Below are 14,859 nucleotides of genomic sequence, written 5' to 3' on the forward strand. Positions count from 1 at the left end.
GGCGCCACCCGCAGCACCGACCACAAGATCCGCCGGACAGGCCCTAGCACCACCGGATCGCGAGAGGACCGCACCACCATGCCGAAGCGCGCCACCGCCGCCGAGGCGCCGGCCGCGGTGGACGTCGGAGTCGGCGGGACGGTCGCCAACACCGTCTCGCCGACGGCATCGGCGCCAACGCGCCCTTCTGCGACGGCGCCCGCGCCTTACTCCGCGACTGTCGTCGTCTTCAAGAACGAGAAGTAGCCCCGGAGTGGTGGCCGAAAGGACGTCGGTGATCGGACGTCGTGGCGGGGCACCGCATCGACCCAAAGGCCAGATAGCGATGCGAATCCGATAAATCCGGCACCCACATAAGCACTCGCACCCCCGAGCCCGACCCGGCTTCGGATCTCGCCGGACCAAGCTCCCCCCAAGCCCCCTTTACGGGAAATTGACGCTTCAATCACCGAAGTCCGCCCTCGTCGAGACAGTACTGAGACCTGACGCCTCGAAACTTGTTAGGCAAGCCTCTCCTGCCTTACGTTCTGCGCCACCAAGCCGGGACCGGCGCTGCGAACCCCGCATCCCCCACTGCGGGCAGCGCATCCTCAAGCCCGGCTGGATTCAGCCATCTCGGGTGGAGCCGTCCGGCCGAACCCTGCTCAGCGCGGAGGTATCCCCACCATGCTCCGATCCCTTCGGTCGGCCATCGGTCTGTCGCTCGTCACCGTGTCCGCTCTCGCGTTGACCGCGTGCGGCGGTTCGTCCGACTCGTCGGACAAGGACAACTCCTCGGACAGCACGTCGCTCAAGGGCCAGACGGTCACCGTCTACAGCGGCCAGCACGAGCAGACCGTCAAGGCGCTGGCCGCCGACTTCGAGAAGCGCACCGGCGTCAAGGTCGAGCTGCGGTCCGGCGACGAGGCCGAGCTCGCCAACCAGATCCTCCAGGAAGGCACGGCCTCCCCGGCCGACGTCTTCTACGCCGAGAACCCACCCGCGCTGACCACCCTGGAGGAGAAGGGCCTGCTGGCCCCGGTGAAGCCGGCGACCCTCAAGGCCGTCCCCGCCCAGGACAGCTCCCCCAAGGGCGACTGGGTCGGCGTCTCCGCCCGTACCGCCGCCTTCCTCTCCGCCGAGGGCAAGGGCGCCGACACCGCACCGCCCAGCTCCGTGCGCGACCTGGCCAAGCCGGAGTGGAAGGGCCGTCTCGGCATCGCGCCCGGCGAGACCGACTTCGCGCCGGTCGTCACACGCATGATCAAGACCGACGGCGAGGGCGCTGCCAAGAAGTGGCTGGAGGGCCTGAAGGCCAACGCCAAGACCTACGACAGCAACGAGGACCTCTCCGCGGCCGTCAACAAGGGCGAGGTCGAGGCCGGCGTCATCGACCACTACTACTTCTACCGCCTGCGCGACGAGCAGACCGCCGCCAAGACCCACGCCAAGCTGCACTACTTCGCCAAGGGCGACCCGGGCGCGCTGGTCGACGTCTCCGGTGCGGCCGTCCTCAAGCACGGCAAGCACCAGCAGGCCGCCCAGGCGTTCCTCGGCTATCTGGCCAGTGCGCCCGCGCAGAACGTGATCGCCTCCTCCGAGAGCTACGAGTACCCCCTCCTCCCGGGCGTCAAGGGCAAGAGCGAGCTCCCCGCGCTCGACACCATCGGCACCGTCGCGAACGTCGCCGACCTCGGTGACGGCAAGGAGGCCCTCAAGCTCCTCCAGGACACCGGTCTCCTCGCGTGAGCACGCTCCGTTCCCCCGGCGGTCCGTCGCCGCTGCCGCGGTGGCGGACCGCCGGTCTGCTTCCGCTGACCGCCTTCGCCGTCGTCGCCGCGGTGGTCTCGCCGCTCGGCGTCGTCGGCGCCCAGGCCGCCCAGGCGGGCTGGGAGCAGGCCCGCCGCCTGCTCGGCCGCCCGCTGATCGCCACTCTGCTGTGGAACACCGCCACGCTCGCCCTCGCGGTCACCCTCGCCACCGCCGTCCTCGGCTTCGGCGCCGCGTATCTGGTGGAGCGCACCGACCTGCCCGGCCGCCGCTGGTGGACCGTCGCGCTCGCCCTCCCGCTCGCCGTGCCCGAGTTCGTCCGCGGCTATGCGTGGGTGTCGCTGACCGGTTCGGTCCGCGGCTACTGGGGTGCGGTGTTCGTGATGACCTGCTCGCTCTACCCGCTGGTGTTCCTCCCCGTCGCCGCGACCCTGCGGCGCTCCGACACCGCCGCCGAAGAGGTCTCCCGCAGCCTCGGGCGGGGCCCGCTCGCGACGCTCTGGCGGGTCACCCTGCCGCTCACCCGTCCCGCACTGGCCGGCGGCGCACTGCTGGTCTCGCTCTATCTGCTCGGTGAGTACGGCGCGTTCGCGATGCTGCGGTTCACCACCTTCGCGACCGCCATCTTCAGCCAGTACAAGCTCGGCTTCGACGCGGCCTCCGCCGCGCTGCTCACCCTGGTGCTGGTCGCGCTCGCGCTGCTGCTGGTCGTCCTGGAGGCCACCATCGGGCGGCGCGGCCGCACCGCCCGCCGCGCGACCGCCGGGCGCGGCGCGCGCACCGCCCGGCTCGGCCGCTGGAGGCCGCCCGCCCTGGCGGCGCTGACCGCACTCGTCGGCACTTCGCTCGGCGTGCCCGTCTACGCCCTCGGCTACTGGCTGGTGCGCGGCAGCTCCACCACTCTCCCGCAGGCCTCGGTGCTCACCGCCGCGTTCACCACGCTCGGCTACGCCGCCGTGGCCGCTCTCGTCGCCACCGTGGCCGCGGTCCCCGTCGCGCTGTACGCCTGGCGGCGCGACAGCCGGCTCGCCCGGGCCGCGGAGAGCACCGCCTACCTCACCCGGTCCCTGCCCGGCATCGCGGTCGCGCTCTCCGTCGTCTACGTAGCGATCCGCTACGCCCAGCCGCTCTATCAGCAGCCGCCGATGCTCGTCGCCGGATACGTGGTCCTGTATTTCCCGCTCGCCCTGACGGCCGTGCGGGCCGCCCTGGCCCAAGTGCCGCCCGGCGTCGAGGAGGTCGCCCGCTCGCTGGGCACCCGCCCGGGCGCGGTGCTGGCCAGGGTCACGCTGCCCCTCGTGCTGCCCGGCCTCGGTGCGGCCGCCGCCATGGTCGCCCTCACCGCCAGCACCGAGCTGACCGCCACGCTGCTGCTGCGCCCGACCGGGACCGAGACCCTCGCCACCCGGTTCTGGAGCTACACCAGCGGACTCGCGTACGGCGCCGCGGCACCGTACGCCGCGCTGATGGTGGCCTTGTCCGTACCACCTGTCCTCCTGCTCACCCGCCGCACGCTCGGCACCGACCCCCGTACGGAGACAACGCGATGAGTGGCCTCTCGATCAAAGGGTTGCGCGCCGCGCACGGCCGGAACGAGATCCTCGCCGGAGTCGACCTGACGGTCGAGGACGGGGCGCTGGCCTGTGTGCTCGGACCGTCCGGCTGCGGCAAGAGCACCCTGCTGCGGGTGATAGCCGGCTTCCACCCGGCCGCGGACGGCGAAGTCACCCTGGGCGGGCGGCAGCTGGACGACGGCCGACGCAGGCTGCCCGCCGAACGCCGCCGCATCGGCTACGTGCCGCAGGACGGGGCGCTGTTCCCGCACCTGACCGTGGCCGGCAACATCGGCTTCGGCCTGCCGCGCGGCCGCCGCCGCGGGAAGGTCGCCGAACTCCTGGACCTGGTCGGCCTCGGCGGCCTCGACGGGCGCCACCCGCACCAGCTCTCCGGAGGCCAGCAACAGCGCGTCGCCCTCGCCCGCGCCCTGGCCACCGAGCCCGAACTCCTCCTGCTGGACGAGCCGTTCGCGGCCCTGGACGCCGCCCTGCGGGCGGATCTCCGGGCCGAGGTCGCGGCCACCCTGCGCCGTGCCGGGGCGACCGCGGTCCTGGTCACCCACGACCAGGAGGAGGCGCTGTCCTTCGCCGACACGATCGCCGTGCTGCACGCGGGCCGCACGGCCCAGCAGGCCGCCCCGCAAGACCTCTACCGCGAGCCCGCCGACACCGCGATCGCCCGCTTCCTCGGCGAGGCCAACCTCGTACCCGCCACCCTGACGGCCGACAAGGCCGTGACCGCGCTCGGCAACCTCGCCCTGACCACCACCACCGACGGCCCCCGGCAGGGCTTGGTCCTGCTCCGGCCGCGCCAGCTCCGCCTCTCCCCCGGCCCCCGTCCGGGCGCGGTCCGCGCCCGGGTGCAGAGCTGCCGCTTCCGCGGCCACGACCACAGGATCGAACTGCTCCCCCACGAACCCGACGGCCTGCCGGCCAGCCTGATCGTCTACACCGACACCCCGTGGACCGCCGCCGAGGCCTATGTCGAGGCACACGGACCGGCACACCCGGTCCGTGAACCGCAGCCACATGTCCGCACGTGAGACGCACGCGCCCGCCACCACCGCGGCGGGCGTTCCCGCGCCCGGAGCATGGCGTCATCACACAATGTTCACCTCACGGCCGCCCGGGTGATTCCCGTAGCACTTCCGCCGAGTGGGTCGCCGTAGGAGAGTTCGCCCGCCGGCGGGGGTGTCCTCGCCGAAGTCGCTGGAAGACGGAGGAGAGGCATGGCACGTTCCATACGCCGACGGTGGTCGGCGGCGGCGGGGGCGGTCGCGACCGCTGTCGCGCTGGTGTCCGCCGGACTGGGCACCCCGCAGGCTTCCGCACACGCAACCCATGATCACGGCCCGAAGAAACCGGGCCACGTGTGGACGATCATCCTGGAGAACAAGTCGTACGAGGCCACGTTCACCGGCCTGAACCAGAACAGCTATCTGTGGAAGACCCTCCCCAGCTACGGGGAGGTCCTGCGGCAGTACTACGGCACCGGCCACTACAGCCTGGACAACTACATCAGCCTGGTGTCCGGGCAGGCCCCCGCCCCGGACAACCAGGACGACTGCGCGCAGTACAAGAACGTCACCCCGGGAACACCGGCCGCGGACGGACAGACTCTCGCCTCGGCCGGCTGTGTCTACCCGGCCTCCGTCAAGACGCTGTTCAACCAGCTCGACACCAAGCGCGTCCCGTGGAAGATCTACGCCCAGGACATGGGCAACACCCCCGGCCGTGAGAACGCCTACCAGTGCGGCATCCCCGGCAACCCGGCCGGATCCGGCGTGCCGGACCCCGGCAGCGCCACCGCGACGGACCAGTACGTGCCCAAGCACAACCCCGCGCCCTGGTTCCACTCGCTCATCGACAACCCCAAGGACTGCGCGCACGTCGTCCCGCTCGACGGCAAGGCCGCGCAGACCGGACACCCGGCGCTCGCCGGACTGGCCCAGGACCTGAAGAAGGAGTCCACCACTCCCCGCTTCTCCTGGATCACTCCCAACAACTGCTCCGACGCCCATGACGCCACCTGCAAGGGCGACAACCTCTCCGGCGACCCGAAGAACCATCAAGGCGGCCTGTACGCCTCGGACAAGTTCCTGGAGAAGGTCATCCCGCAGATCATGGGCTCGCCGGCCTTCCAGCACGACGGAATGATCCAGATCCTCTTCGACGAGGCGTTCCCGCCCTACAAGATGTACGGCAACTCCATCGGCGACTACACCGGCAACGCCGACAAGAGCCTCAACACCCCCACCGACACCGCCCAGTCGGTCGTGGCCTGCTGCAACGAGCTGCCCGGCCCCAACACCACCCAGCCCGGCTTCCAGGCGTTCGGCCAGGACACCACCCCCGGCGGGGGCATCACCGGCGCGGTGTTCATCTCCCGCTTCATCAAGCCCGGTTCGATCAGCGACCAGCCGTACAACCACTACAGCTGGCTGCGCAGCATGGAAGACCTCTTCGGTGTCGAGCGCGGCGGCACGGACGGGCACGGGCACCTCGGCTACGCCGCCGCCGACGGGCTGCGGCCCTTCGGCGCCGACGTCTACAACAACCCCTCCGGCCGTGCCCTGCCGCCCGCGCCCTCGGGCAGCGTCGTCTACCCGGCCGTGGCGAGAGCGGACGACCCGGAGCACCCGATCGTCGCGCCCGCCCCGGCCGGCGGCCGGACCGGGAGCGCGCGGAACCGATGAACACTCCGCGCCACACGGCGCCGGGCCGGGCCGGCTCCGGCCTGCCCGGCCTCCGCCGAACCGCCCTCGCCGCCTGCCGTTTCGTCCTGGCGGCCGCGCTCCTCACCGGGGCGTCCGGCTGCGGCGGCGGCCACACGACGGCCGCCGGACACCCCGACGACGCGACCGGCACCGTCCACGACCTGGGCGCGGTCCCGATCCCCTCGCCGCCGGCCGCCCAGGCCACTCCCGCCGCCGACGAGGCGCACCTGCAACTGGTCGCCATGGGTTCGCCGGTACGCGCCACGCTTCCGGAAGCCGGCGCCGTGGTCCGGGCGTCCGGCCCCACCGAGGACCTGCCTTCCCCCGCCCCCGGCGGGAAGCCGCCGGAGAGCACCACGGGCACCCTCACCATCACCTTCGACCAGGCCACCGCTCCCCTCACCCTGCACGCCGAGGACTTCGCCTCCCGCGACGAACAGGGCAAGGACATCGCCCTGACCCCCGCCGGAGCGACGACCGTCACCGCCGCCCCAGGGCACCCGGCCACCCTCACCCTCACCGGCACCTTCCAGGCGGGCGCCGCCCAACTGACCTGGCACCACGACCGCAAGACCGTGGCGGTGTGGGACTTCAACATCGAACTCGACTGACCGGCCGACCGGGAGCAGCGGTGCCACCGGCACTCCCGCTCCGCCGCAAACAGCGCGCTCGATGAGGTGACGGCGACCCTCCTGGACGTCACCCGGCCACGGCCGGCACCACCCGCTGATCCGGTCCCGTGTACGAGGCGAGGGGCCGGATCAGGGCGTTGTGGGCGAGCTGTTCGGTGATGTGGGCCGTCCAGCCGGTGATACGGCTCATCACGAAGATGGGCGTGAAGGTGGGGGTGTCGAAGCCCATGAGGTGGTAGGCGAGCCCCGCCGGGTAGTCCAGGTTCGGATGGATGTCCTTGCGGGTGAGCATGGCTCGGCGCAGGGCCGCGTGCAAGGTGGCCAGGCGGGTGACCCGGGGGTCGGCGGCGCGGGAGACCAGGCGGTCCAGGGCTTCCTGCATGATCGGCACCCGGGAGTCGCCGTGCTTGTAGACGCGGTGGCCGAAGCCCATGATCTTCCGTTTGGCGGCCAGCGCCCCGTCCAGCCATTCCCCGGCGCGCCGCGGGTCGCCGATCTCCTCCAGCATGTGCATCACGGCCTCGTTGGCGCCGCCGTGCAGCGGGCCCTTGAGGGTGCCGATCGCCGCGGTGACCGCGCTGTAGAGGTCGGAGAGCGTGGAGGTGACGACCCTGGCCGTGAACGTGGAGGCGTTGAAGCTGTGTTCGGCGTACAGCGCGAGGGAGATCTCGAAGCAGCGGACCACGTCCGGTTCGGGCACCGTGCCGAAGCACATGTGGAAGAAGTTCTCGGCGTAGCCGAGCGCGGGGTCCGGGGGGATCGGGGCCAGGCCCTGGCGGCGGCGCTGGTCGGCGGCGACCACGGTGGGCAGCTTCGCCAGCAGGGTCAGGGACTTGGCCAGGTTGGCGGCGGGGCTCCCGTCGTCCTCCGTCGGGTCCTCGGCGCCGAAGAAGCTGACGGCGGTGCGCAGCACGTCCATCGGGTGACAGGTCTCGGGCAGCCGGGCCAGCAGCTCGGAGGTGGTGCGGTCCAGCGGGCGCAGGGCGCGCTCGCGGGCCTGGAAGTCGCGGAGCTGTGCGGTGTCGGGGAGTTCGCCGTGCCAGAGCAGGTGGGCGACCTCTTCGAAGGAGCGGTGGGCGGCCAGGTCCTGGACGGGGTAGCCGCGGTAGGTGAGGGAGTTGGTCTCCTGGATGACGGTGGAGATGTCGGTGGTGTCGACGACGACACCGGCGAGGCCGCGGTGGACCGCGGGCGCGGTGGTGGACATGGGTGGGCCTCCGGTGCGTCAGTTGCCGGGCGGGAGCGTGAAGTCGAAGACGGCCGAGTCGAAGGCCGCGTAGTCCTCGTAGCCGAGGAGTTCGTAGAGGCGGGAGCGGGTCTGCATCCGGGGCAGCAGGGACTCCTGGGTGCCCTCGGAGGCGAGCGTGCGCAGGCCCTCCTCCATGGCGCCCATGGCCAGGCGCAGCAGGGTGACCGGGTAGAGGGCGATGTCGTAGCCGAGATTCTCCAGCGTCCGCGCGTCCAGCAGGCGGCCCTTGCCGAACTCGGTCATGTTGGCGAGCAGGGGGACGGGCACCGCCTTGCGGAACGCCTCGAACTCCCGCTCGTCGGCGAGGGCTTCGGGGAAGATCGCGTCGGCTCCGGCGTCGACGTACGCCCTGGCCCGGTCGATCGCGGCGTCCAGCCCCTCGACGGCTCGGGCGTCGGTGCGGGCCATGAGCAGGAAGCCGGCGTCGCGGCGGGCGTCGGCCGCGGCCCGGATGCGGCGGTTCATCTCCTCGCGGGGGACGACCGACTTGCCGTCGAGGTGGCCGCAGCGCTTGGGATTGACCTGGTCCTCCAGGTGCAGCCCGGCCAGGCCCGCGTCCTCCATCAGCTGTACGGTGCGGGCCGCGTTCATCGGTTCCCCGAAGCCGGTGTCGGCGTCGATGAGGACGGGCAGGTCGGTGGCCCTGGTCGTCTGTTGCGCGCGGGCGGCGATCTCGGTGGACGTGGTCAGGCCGATGTCGGGAAGGCCCAGGTCGGCGGCGAGGACGGCGCCGGAGAGGTAGGCGGCCTCGAAGCCGGTGTCCTGGATGAGGCGGGCGGAGAGCGGGTTGAGGGCGCCGGGCATGAGCAGGAGCCGGCCGGTGGCCAGCCGTTCCCGCAGGGTGCGGCGGCGTTCGGCGGGGGTGGTGCGGGTGTGCAGCATCAGAACAGGCCCTTCGGCAGGCGCGCGTCGCGGTCGCTGACGGCTCGGGTGTCGACGGCGGGGAACAGCTTGTCCAGGCCGGGGGCGGTCAGCTCGGCCAGGTGCTCGGCCGCGGAGAGGAAGCGGTCCTGGTCGGCAGGGGTGACGATGCCTTCGGTCAGGGTGCGGAACTTCGCCGTGTAGGCGGGGCGGTCGAAGGGGCGGGCGCCGGCCGGGTGGGCGTCGGCGACGGCCAGTTCGTCCTCGATCACCGAACCGTCGTCCAGAGTGACGACCGCGCGTCCGCCGAAGGCACGGCGGTCCGGGTCGGGGTCGTGGTAGCGGCGGGTCCACACCGGGTCCTCGACGGTGGTGACCTTCCGCCACAGTGCGACGGTCTCCGGGCGGCGGGCACGTTCGGGGGCGTAGGAGCGCTCGTGGTGCCAGGTGCCGTCCTCCAGGGCGACGGCGAAGATGTACGGCACCGAGTGGTCGAGGGTCTCGCGGCTCGCGGTGGGGTCGTACTTCTGCGGGTCGTTCGCGCCGGAGCCGATCACGTGATGGGTGTGGTGGGAGGTGTGCAGGACCACCGAGCGCACCCTCTCCAGCGGGCCGGTCTTCTCGCGCAGCCGCCGCGCGAGGTCGATGACCGCCTGCGCCTGGTACTCGGCGGAGTGCTCCTTGGTGTACGTGTCGAGGATCGCGCGGCGCGGCTCGCCCGGCCCGGGGAGCGGAACGGTGTAGTCGGCGCCGGGGCCGTCGAGCATCCGGGCGAGGAAGCCGTCCTCACCCTCGTAGACCGGGGACGGCGACGTCTCGCCGCGCATCGCCCGGTCGACGGCCTCGACGGCCGCCTTTCCGGCGAAGGCGGGCGCGTACGCCTTCCAGCTGGAGATCTCGCCCTTGCGGGACTGCCGGGTCGCGGTCGTCGTGTGCACCGCCTGCTGCACCGCCTGGTACACGGTCTCCGTCGGCAGCCGCAGCAGCGCGCCCAGGCCGCAGGCGGTCGCCGCGCCGAGGTGGGCGACGTGGTCGATGCGGTGCTCGTGCAGACATATGCCCTTCACCAACGCCACGTGGACCTCGTACGCGGCGACGATGCCGCGCAGCAGATCCGCGCCGGTGCGGCCGGCGTGCTGGGCGACGGCCAGCAGGGGCGGGATGTTGTCGCCGGGGTGGGAGTAGTCGGCGGCGAGGTAGGTGTCGTGGAAGTCCAGCTCGCGGACGGCGGTTGCGTTGGCCCAGGCGGCCCACTCCGGGGAGACCCGGGCCCCGGTGCCGAAGACCGAGGCTCCGGGCGTGGCCGTGCGGTGGGCGGCGGCCTGGGCGCGGGCCACGGCGACCGGCCGGCGCAGCAGGGAGGCGGCGGCGACCGCGGCGTTGTCCACGACCCGGTTGACGGCCATGGTGACGCTGTCGGCGTCCAGTTCCCCGGTGGCGGTGGCCACGGCGGCGAGCTTCCAGGCGAGTTGGTCCTCGCGAGGGATCCGGTCGGCGCTGGGGTGTACGCGGACGTGGTGCTGGATCACGGGACTCCTCGTGGGGTCGGCGGTCCGGTAAGGGCTTGTGTGATCGAGACTGCCTGTCCGGCGCCCGCCGGGCCAGCGCTCCAATATGCGGAATCCGTACACCCTCAGGCTGCGAATCTGCGAATTCGGCGAATGATGCGGATGCTATGTTCGCAAGCGGGTGAGCGGATCGGACGGGGAGGTGCGCGATGGGCCGGCGGCCGGCCGACCGCAAGATCTTTGCCCATGCCAAGCTGCGCCGACTGCGGCGCGAACACGGCATGAACCAGATCGACATGGCCCGCGCCCTGGGCATCTCGGCCAGCTACGCCAACCAGCTCGAACAGAGCCAACGCCCGCTGACGGCCCCCGTACTGCTGCGGATCACGGAGGTCTTCGGCGTCGACGCCGAGTTCTTCTCCGAGGCCGATGAGGACCGGCTCGCCACGGACCTCCGGGCCGCGCTCGCCGACGAGGCGTGCGGCGTGCCGCTGCCCGCCCCCGAGGAGGTGGCGGAGGCCGCCCGCGACCATCCGGAGGTGGCCCGTGCCCTGGTCGCCCTGCACCGCCGTTACCGCGACACCGCCGAACAGGCCGCCGCCCTCGCCGCACCGGGCTCCGGGGATTCCCTCGGAGGACGCACCCTGCTGTCCGCCGGCGAGCCGCACGACGAGGTACGGGACTTCTTCTACGCCCACCACAACCACTTCGAGCCCCTGGACACCGAGGCCGAGCGGATCGCGGCGGCCCTGGAGCTGCGGGTGGGCCGGGCCGCCGACCCGCTCACCGCGCGGCTTGCCGAGCGGCACGGGGTCCGGGTGGCGCAGGCCGCTCCGGGGCGCTCCGCCGACGCCCGGCGGTACGACCCGGACACCGGGCTGCTGTTCCTCTCCCCCTGGCTCAACGACGGCCAGCGGGCCTTCCAGCTCGCCACCCAACTGGCCCTGCTGGAACAAGGCCCGCTGCTGGGCCGGCTCACCGGCGGCACCACGGAACTGACCTCACCGGAGTCATCGACCCTGGCCCGCATCGGCCTGGCGAACTACTTCGCGGGCTCCCTGCTGATGCCGTACACCGCCTTCCACTCCACCGCCGAGGACGTGCGCTACGACATCGAGCTGCTGTCCGCGCGCTTCGGCGTCGGCTTCGAGACGGCCTGCCACCGCCTGAGCACCCTGCAGCGCACCGGGCGGCGGGGCGTGCCCTTCTCCTTCCTGCGGGTCGACCGGGCCGGCAACATCTCCAAACGGCAGTCCGCGACCGACTTCCACTTCTCCCGGCTGGGCGGCACCTGCCCGCTGTGGACGGTGTACGAGGCCTTCTCCGCGCCGGGTCGGATCCTCACCCAGGTGGCCGAGATGCCGGACGGCAAAAGGTACTTCTGGATCGCCCGCACCATCACCCGGGGCGGCTTCGGGCACCACGCCCCGCGGGCCGAGTTCGCCGTCGCGCTCGGCTGCGAGCTGCGGCACGCGCACCGGCTCGTCTACGCCGAGGGGATCGCCCTGGACGATCCCCGGGCCGCCACGCCCATCGGCCTGGGCTGCCGGATCTGCGAGCGCCGCGACTGCGCGCAGCGGGCCCGTCCGCCGGCCGGCGGACGGCTGGCCGTCGACGCCGACCGGCGTAGCTATGTGCCGTACCCGGTCGAGTCCCGCACCTCATGACGACAGCGACGGGCGGCTGGAGCCGCCCGTCGAGGCCGGCATCGACGGCCTGACGTTCACCGCCGCAGCGCAGCGGCACGGGCCGGATGGCGTCAGCGGTGGGTGAAGCCCGGGGTCCGCTTCTCCACGAAGGCGCTCATGCCCTCCTTCTGGTCGGCCGTGGCGAATACGGCGTGGAACAGGCGGCGTTCGAAGCGCACGCCTTCGGCGAGGGTGGTCTCGAAGGCGCGGTTGACGGCCTCCTTGGCCATCATCGCGACGGGGGCCGACATGCCCGCCACGGTCCCGGCGACCGCGAGCGCCTCGGCGAGGAGTTCGCCGGCCGGCACGATCCGGGAGACGAGGCCCGCCCGTTCGGCCTCGGCGGCGTCCATGGTCCGGCCGGTGAGACACAGCTCCATCGCCTTGGCCTTGCCGACCGCCCGGGTCAGACGCTGCGAGCCGCCGATGCCCGGGATGACGCCGAGCTTGATCTCGGGCTGGCCGAAGACAGCGGTGTCGGAGGCGAGCAGGACGTCGCAGAGCATGGCGAGTTCGCAGCCGCCGCCGAGGGCGTAGCCGGACACGGCGGCGACGGTGGGGATGCGCAGGTCACCGAGGCGGTCCCAGGCGGTGAACCAGTCGCTGAGGTACATGTCCATGTAGCTCCGGGGGCGCATCTCCTTGATGTCCGCCCCGGCCGCGAACGCCTTCGCCGAGCCCGTGAGGACGATGCATCCCACCTCGGGGTCCCGGTCGAGCGCCTCGGTCGCCGCCACGACCTCGTTCATGACCTGGAGGTTGAGCGCGTTGAGCGCCTTGGGGCGGTTGAGGGTGAGGAGGGCGGTGCGGCCCTTGCGTTCGACGAGGATCGTCTCGTACGCGGTGGTGGTCATCGTGTTCCGTTCCCTGCTCCGTCGCGGATGGCGTGGATGATTCCGGAGAAGTCCTGAGCGGCCCCGGCGCCCTCGGCGAAGGCCGCGTACAAGGCCGCCGCCCGCAGGCCGAGTTGGGCGTCGATGCCGGCGTCGCGCAGTGCGTTCGCCGCGAGGCCGAGGTCCTTGGCCATCAAGGGGGCGGCGAACCCGGGCCGGTAGTAGCGGTCGGCGGGGCTGCCGGGGACCGGGCCCGGGACCGGGCAGTTGGCGGTGAGGGCCCAGCACTGGCCCGACGCGGTGGAGGCCACGTCGTACAGCGCCTGGTGGGTCAGGCCCAGGCTCTCGCCGAGGACGAAGGCCTCGCTGACCGCGATCATCGAGATGCCGAGGATCATGTTGTTGCAGATCTTTGCCGCCTGCCCGGCACCGGCGCCTCCGCAGGGCACGGCCTTCTTGCCCATGGCGGACAGCAGCGGGGCGGCATCGGCGAACTCCGCCTCTCCGCCGCCGGCCATGAAGGTGAGTGACTGCGTCATCACCGTCGACGGCAAGAAGGTCGCGGACAACCAGAACGGCAAGTCCGACAAGATGTGTGAGTTCAAGGTGAAATGAGGACGTCCGGTCGGCCGCTCCACCGTCTTTTCGACCGACGCGCTCGTCCGCACCCGGGGCGACATCCTCACCAGCCGCGGTGCCCGCGCCATCGGCTCCGGCAAGGGCGGCCGCGCCATCGCTCACACCCTGCGCGTCCACGACCTGCGCGTCACCGTCTTCGACAGCGACCCGGTCGAACAGAGCCGCTTCGAAGCCTCCCGCAACGGCGCCTGTGTCGCCTCGGCGACCTCCTGGCCGAGCCCGCCCAGGCGCCGTCAGCATCTGATCTCTCCGCTCGGCACGAGGGCCATCCGCGGTGGAACCCGGCCCGGGTGCCTCAGGAGCCTGCGAGTTCGAGCAGGAGGTGCAGGTCGTGGGCGGCTTCGGCGACGCACAGTGCGCTGACGGCGAGGACGAGTGCGGTGGCGGCCGGCGGGAGAGTACGGGCGGGCAGCGGCGGGGCGAGCAGGGCCGCGACGCGGCGGGGGACGGGACCTGCCGTGCGCAGGGGCCCGCGCCGTCCGAAGATGCCGAGCACGGCGGCCGTGGAGCGGCTGCGAGTGGGGGTGTTCTTGGTGGCCAGGGCGGCTTTGCCGATGGTGCGGGCGACGTGGCGGCGGTCGCCGCAGTGGGTCGCGGCGTCTTCGTCGGCCCAGCGTTCCACCGTGTACGTGACGGCGGTGGCGGCCGGCCGCAGCAGCGGGTTGGCGGTGGCGGCGAAGGGCGCCCACGCGGTGCTGATCGTCCTGGGCTACGCGTGGCAGTCCGGGACCGATCCGGTGTCCGAGGGTGCCACCGTCCTGTTCGACTCCCCGGACGTGCTGCTGTCCGCCATCGCGCTGGGGCTGCTCGTGCTGGTCGGCGTGACCTCCGCCCGCGCGGTGCGCCGCAAGCTCGCCTACGAGTCCTGGTACCACGTCCACCTGCTGGTCTATGTGGCGATCGGTCTCGCCTTCGCGCACGAGTTCGCGGTCGGCGCGGGCTTCTCCACCTCCGCGCGCAACCGCCTGCTGTGGTCCGGCGCACACATCGCGGTGGCCGCCGCCGTCCTCTTTGATGTTGCGATTCCGCAGGTAGGCGCGATTGGCACGGGAGGAAGCGGGAGGAATAGGCATTGTCTGCGGCGACCGTGTCGGGCCGGGTGCGGGGACGTCCGACGGGCAGACGGACCCGTACCTTCTGCAGCACGGGGACGAACTGCGGGCTGTCGGCGGCCTGTCCCACGGTCAGCGCGAGGGACAACGGACGGCACTTACGGTCTGCGGCGAGGTGAAACTTGCTGGTCAGCCCGCCCCGGGACCTGCCGGGCAGAGCCCCGAAGCGGCCATAGACCGTCGGCCAGGGACCGAACTCGCTGGGCATCTCCCGCCACTAAGTGGTCTGCGTCGTAAATCCTTCGGGGGTTGATCATGCGGCTGGGGCGGCGGAGGATTCTTCTGGGTGATCGGCGGTGTGCCGGTCGAGTCTGG

Annotated in this window: 12 protein-coding genes and 3 pseudogenes; 8 read left to right on the forward strand and 7 right to left on the reverse strand. The window is 72.2% G+C overall.

Annotation, left to right across the window (positions count from 1 at the left end; all coding sequences use genetic code 11):
- Nucleotides 1-78 precede the first annotated feature (78 nt).
- The 6 genes from AB0435_RS09870 (at nt 79) to AB0435_RS09895 (ending at nt 6,633) form a co-directional block, all read left to right on the forward strand.
- On the forward strand, nt 79-246 hold the full coding sequence (locus AB0435_RS09870) for a hypothetical protein (protein ID WP_366004437.1): 168 nt from the start codon (nt 79-81) through the stop codon (nt 244-246).
- A gap of 420 nt (nt 247-666) precedes the next feature.
- Nucleotides 667-1,728 carry an iron ABC transporter substrate-binding protein gene (locus AB0435_RS09875; RefSeq protein ID WP_366426617.1) on the forward strand — a complete coding sequence of 354 codons (1,062 nt, stop codon included), beginning with the start codon at nt 667-669 and terminating at the stop codon, nt 1,726-1,728.
- Nucleotides 1,725-3,299: an iron ABC transporter permease gene (locus AB0435_RS09880; RefSeq protein ID WP_366426618.1), complete on the forward strand. Its 1,575-nt coding sequence runs from the start codon at nt 1,725-1,727 to the stop codon at nt 3,297-3,299. The genes AB0435_RS09875 and AB0435_RS09880 overlap by 4 nt, the downstream gene beginning before the upstream one ends.
- Entirely contained in the window at nt 3,296-4,348 is a 1,053-nt protein-coding gene (locus AB0435_RS09885; protein WP_366426619.1) for an ABC transporter ATP-binding protein, read from the forward strand. Before AB0435_RS09880 ends, AB0435_RS09885 begins: the two co-directional genes overlap by 4 nt.
- Before the next feature lie 186 nt (nt 4,349-4,534).
- The gene (locus AB0435_RS09890) at nt 4,535-6,001 is read left to right on the forward strand and encodes an alkaline phosphatase family protein (protein ID WP_366004433.1); all 1,467 of its coding nucleotides are present in this window, start codon (nt 4,535-4,537) and stop codon (nt 5,999-6,001) included.
- Nucleotides 5,998-6,633, forward strand: coding sequence for a hypothetical protein (locus AB0435_RS09895; RefSeq protein ID WP_366426620.1), 636 nt, complete (start codon nt 5,998-6,000; stop codon nt 6,631-6,633). The genes AB0435_RS09890 and AB0435_RS09895 overlap by 4 nt, the downstream gene beginning before the upstream one ends.
- An 88-nt stretch (nt 6,634-6,721) precedes the next feature.
- On the opposite strand, the gene AB0435_RS09900 is transcribed toward AB0435_RS09895, so the two are convergent.
- The 3 genes from AB0435_RS09900 to AB0435_RS09910 are packed head-to-tail and all read right to left on the reverse strand — an operon-like array spanning nt 6,722 to nt 10,293.
- Nucleotides 6,722-7,861, reverse strand: a complete 1,140-nt coding sequence (locus tag AB0435_RS09900) for a bifunctional 2-methylcitrate synthase/citrate synthase (RefSeq protein ID WP_366426621.1) — start codon at nt 7,859-7,861, stop codon at nt 6,722-6,724.
- A gap of 18 nt (nt 7,862-7,879) precedes the next feature.
- Entirely contained in the window at nt 7,880-8,785 is a 906-nt protein-coding gene (gene prpB, locus AB0435_RS09905; protein ID WP_366426622.1) for a methylisocitrate lyase, read from the reverse strand.
- A complete protein-coding gene (locus AB0435_RS09910) occupies nt 8,785-10,293 on the reverse strand; it encodes an MmgE/PrpD family protein (protein WP_366426623.1) in 1,509 nt (502 codons plus the stop codon). Before AB0435_RS09910 ends, prpB begins: the two co-directional genes overlap by 1 nt.
- Nucleotides 10,294-10,481: 188 nt before the next feature.
- Here AB0435_RS09910 and AB0435_RS09915 point away from each other — a divergent pair, with 188 nt between their 5' ends.
- Nucleotides 10,482-11,939, forward strand: coding sequence for a short-chain fatty acyl-CoA regulator family protein (locus AB0435_RS09915; RefSeq protein ID WP_366426624.1), 1,458 nt, complete (start codon nt 10,482-10,484; stop codon nt 11,937-11,939).
- A gap of 92 nt (nt 11,940-12,031) precedes the next feature.
- Here AB0435_RS09915 and AB0435_RS09920 read toward each other — a convergent pair whose 3' ends face one another.
- The 3 genes and pseudogenes from AB0435_RS09920 to AB0435_RS09930 form a co-directional block, all read right to left on the reverse strand.
- The gene (locus tag AB0435_RS09920; RefSeq protein WP_366426628.1) at nt 12,032-12,814 is read right to left on the reverse strand and encodes an enoyl-CoA hydratase; all 783 of its coding nucleotides are present in this window, start codon (nt 12,812-12,814) and stop codon (nt 12,032-12,034) included.
- Nucleotides 12,811-13,320, reverse strand: a pseudogene (locus AB0435_RS09925) (NAD-binding protein); the annotation flags it as partial. The pseudogene AB0435_RS09925 and the gene AB0435_RS09920, both read right to left, overlap by 4 nt.
- A 407-nt stretch (nt 13,321-13,727) precedes the next feature.
- Nucleotides 13,728-14,054, reverse strand: a complete 327-nt coding sequence (locus tag AB0435_RS09930) for a hypothetical protein (RefSeq protein WP_366426629.1) — start codon at nt 14,052-14,054, stop codon at nt 13,728-13,730.
- Between AB0435_RS09930 and AB0435_RS09935 the strand changes: the two are divergent.
- A pseudogene (locus tag AB0435_RS09935) lies at nt 13,987-14,283 on the forward strand (hypothetical protein); the annotation flags it as partial. The gene AB0435_RS09930 and the pseudogene AB0435_RS09935 sit on opposite strands and share 68 nt — an antisense overlap.
- A 121-nt stretch (nt 14,284-14,404) precedes the next feature.
- On the opposite strand, the pseudogene AB0435_RS09940 reads toward AB0435_RS09935, so the two are convergent.
- Nucleotides 14,405-14,695: pseudogene (locus AB0435_RS09940) on the reverse strand (IS5/IS1182 family transposase); the annotation flags it as partial.
- Nucleotides 14,696-14,859: the final 164 nt, after the last annotated feature.

The organism is Streptomyces sp. NPDC051173, from assembly GCF_040689515.1.
Taxonomy (GTDB): Bacteria; Actinomycetota; Actinomycetes; order Streptomycetales; family Streptomycetaceae; genus Streptomyces.

What these genes read in the sequence shown, in the direction of transcription:
- AB0435_RS09890 (WP_366004433.1), top strand. Translation starts at nt 4,535, where the DNA reads ATGGCACGTTCCATACGCCGACGGTGGTCGGCGGCGGCGGGGGCGGTC.
- AB0435_RS09900 (WP_366426621.1), bottom strand. Translation starts at nt 7,861, where the DNA reads ATGTCCACCACCGCGCCCGCGGTCCACCGCGGCCTCGCCGGTGTCGTC.
- AB0435_RS09885 (WP_366426619.1), top strand. Translation starts at nt 3,296, where the DNA reads ATGAGTGGCCTCTCGATCAAAGGGTTGCGCGCCGCGCACGGCCGGAAC.
- AB0435_RS09915 (WP_366426624.1), top strand. Translation starts at nt 10,482, where the DNA reads ATGGGCCGGCGGCCGGCCGACCGCAAGATCTTTGCCCATGCCAAGCTG.
- AB0435_RS09920 (WP_366426628.1), bottom strand. Translation starts at nt 12,814, where the DNA reads ATGACCACCACCGCGTACGAGACGATCCTCGTCGAACGCAAGGGCCGC.
- AB0435_RS09875 (WP_366426617.1), top strand. Translation starts at nt 667, where the DNA reads ATGCTCCGATCCCTTCGGTCGGCCATCGGTCTGTCGCTCGTCACCGTG.
- AB0435_RS09870 (WP_366004437.1), top strand. Translation starts at nt 79, where the DNA reads ATGCCGAAGCGCGCCACCGCCGCCGAGGCGCCGGCCGCGGTGGACGTC.
- prpB (WP_366426622.1), bottom strand. Translation starts at nt 8,785, where the DNA reads ATGCTGCACACCCGCACCACCCCCGCCGAACGCCGCCGCACCCTGCGG.
- AB0435_RS09895 (WP_366426620.1), top strand. Translation starts at nt 5,998, where the DNA reads ATGAACACTCCGCGCCACACGGCGCCGGGCCGGGCCGGCTCCGGCCTG.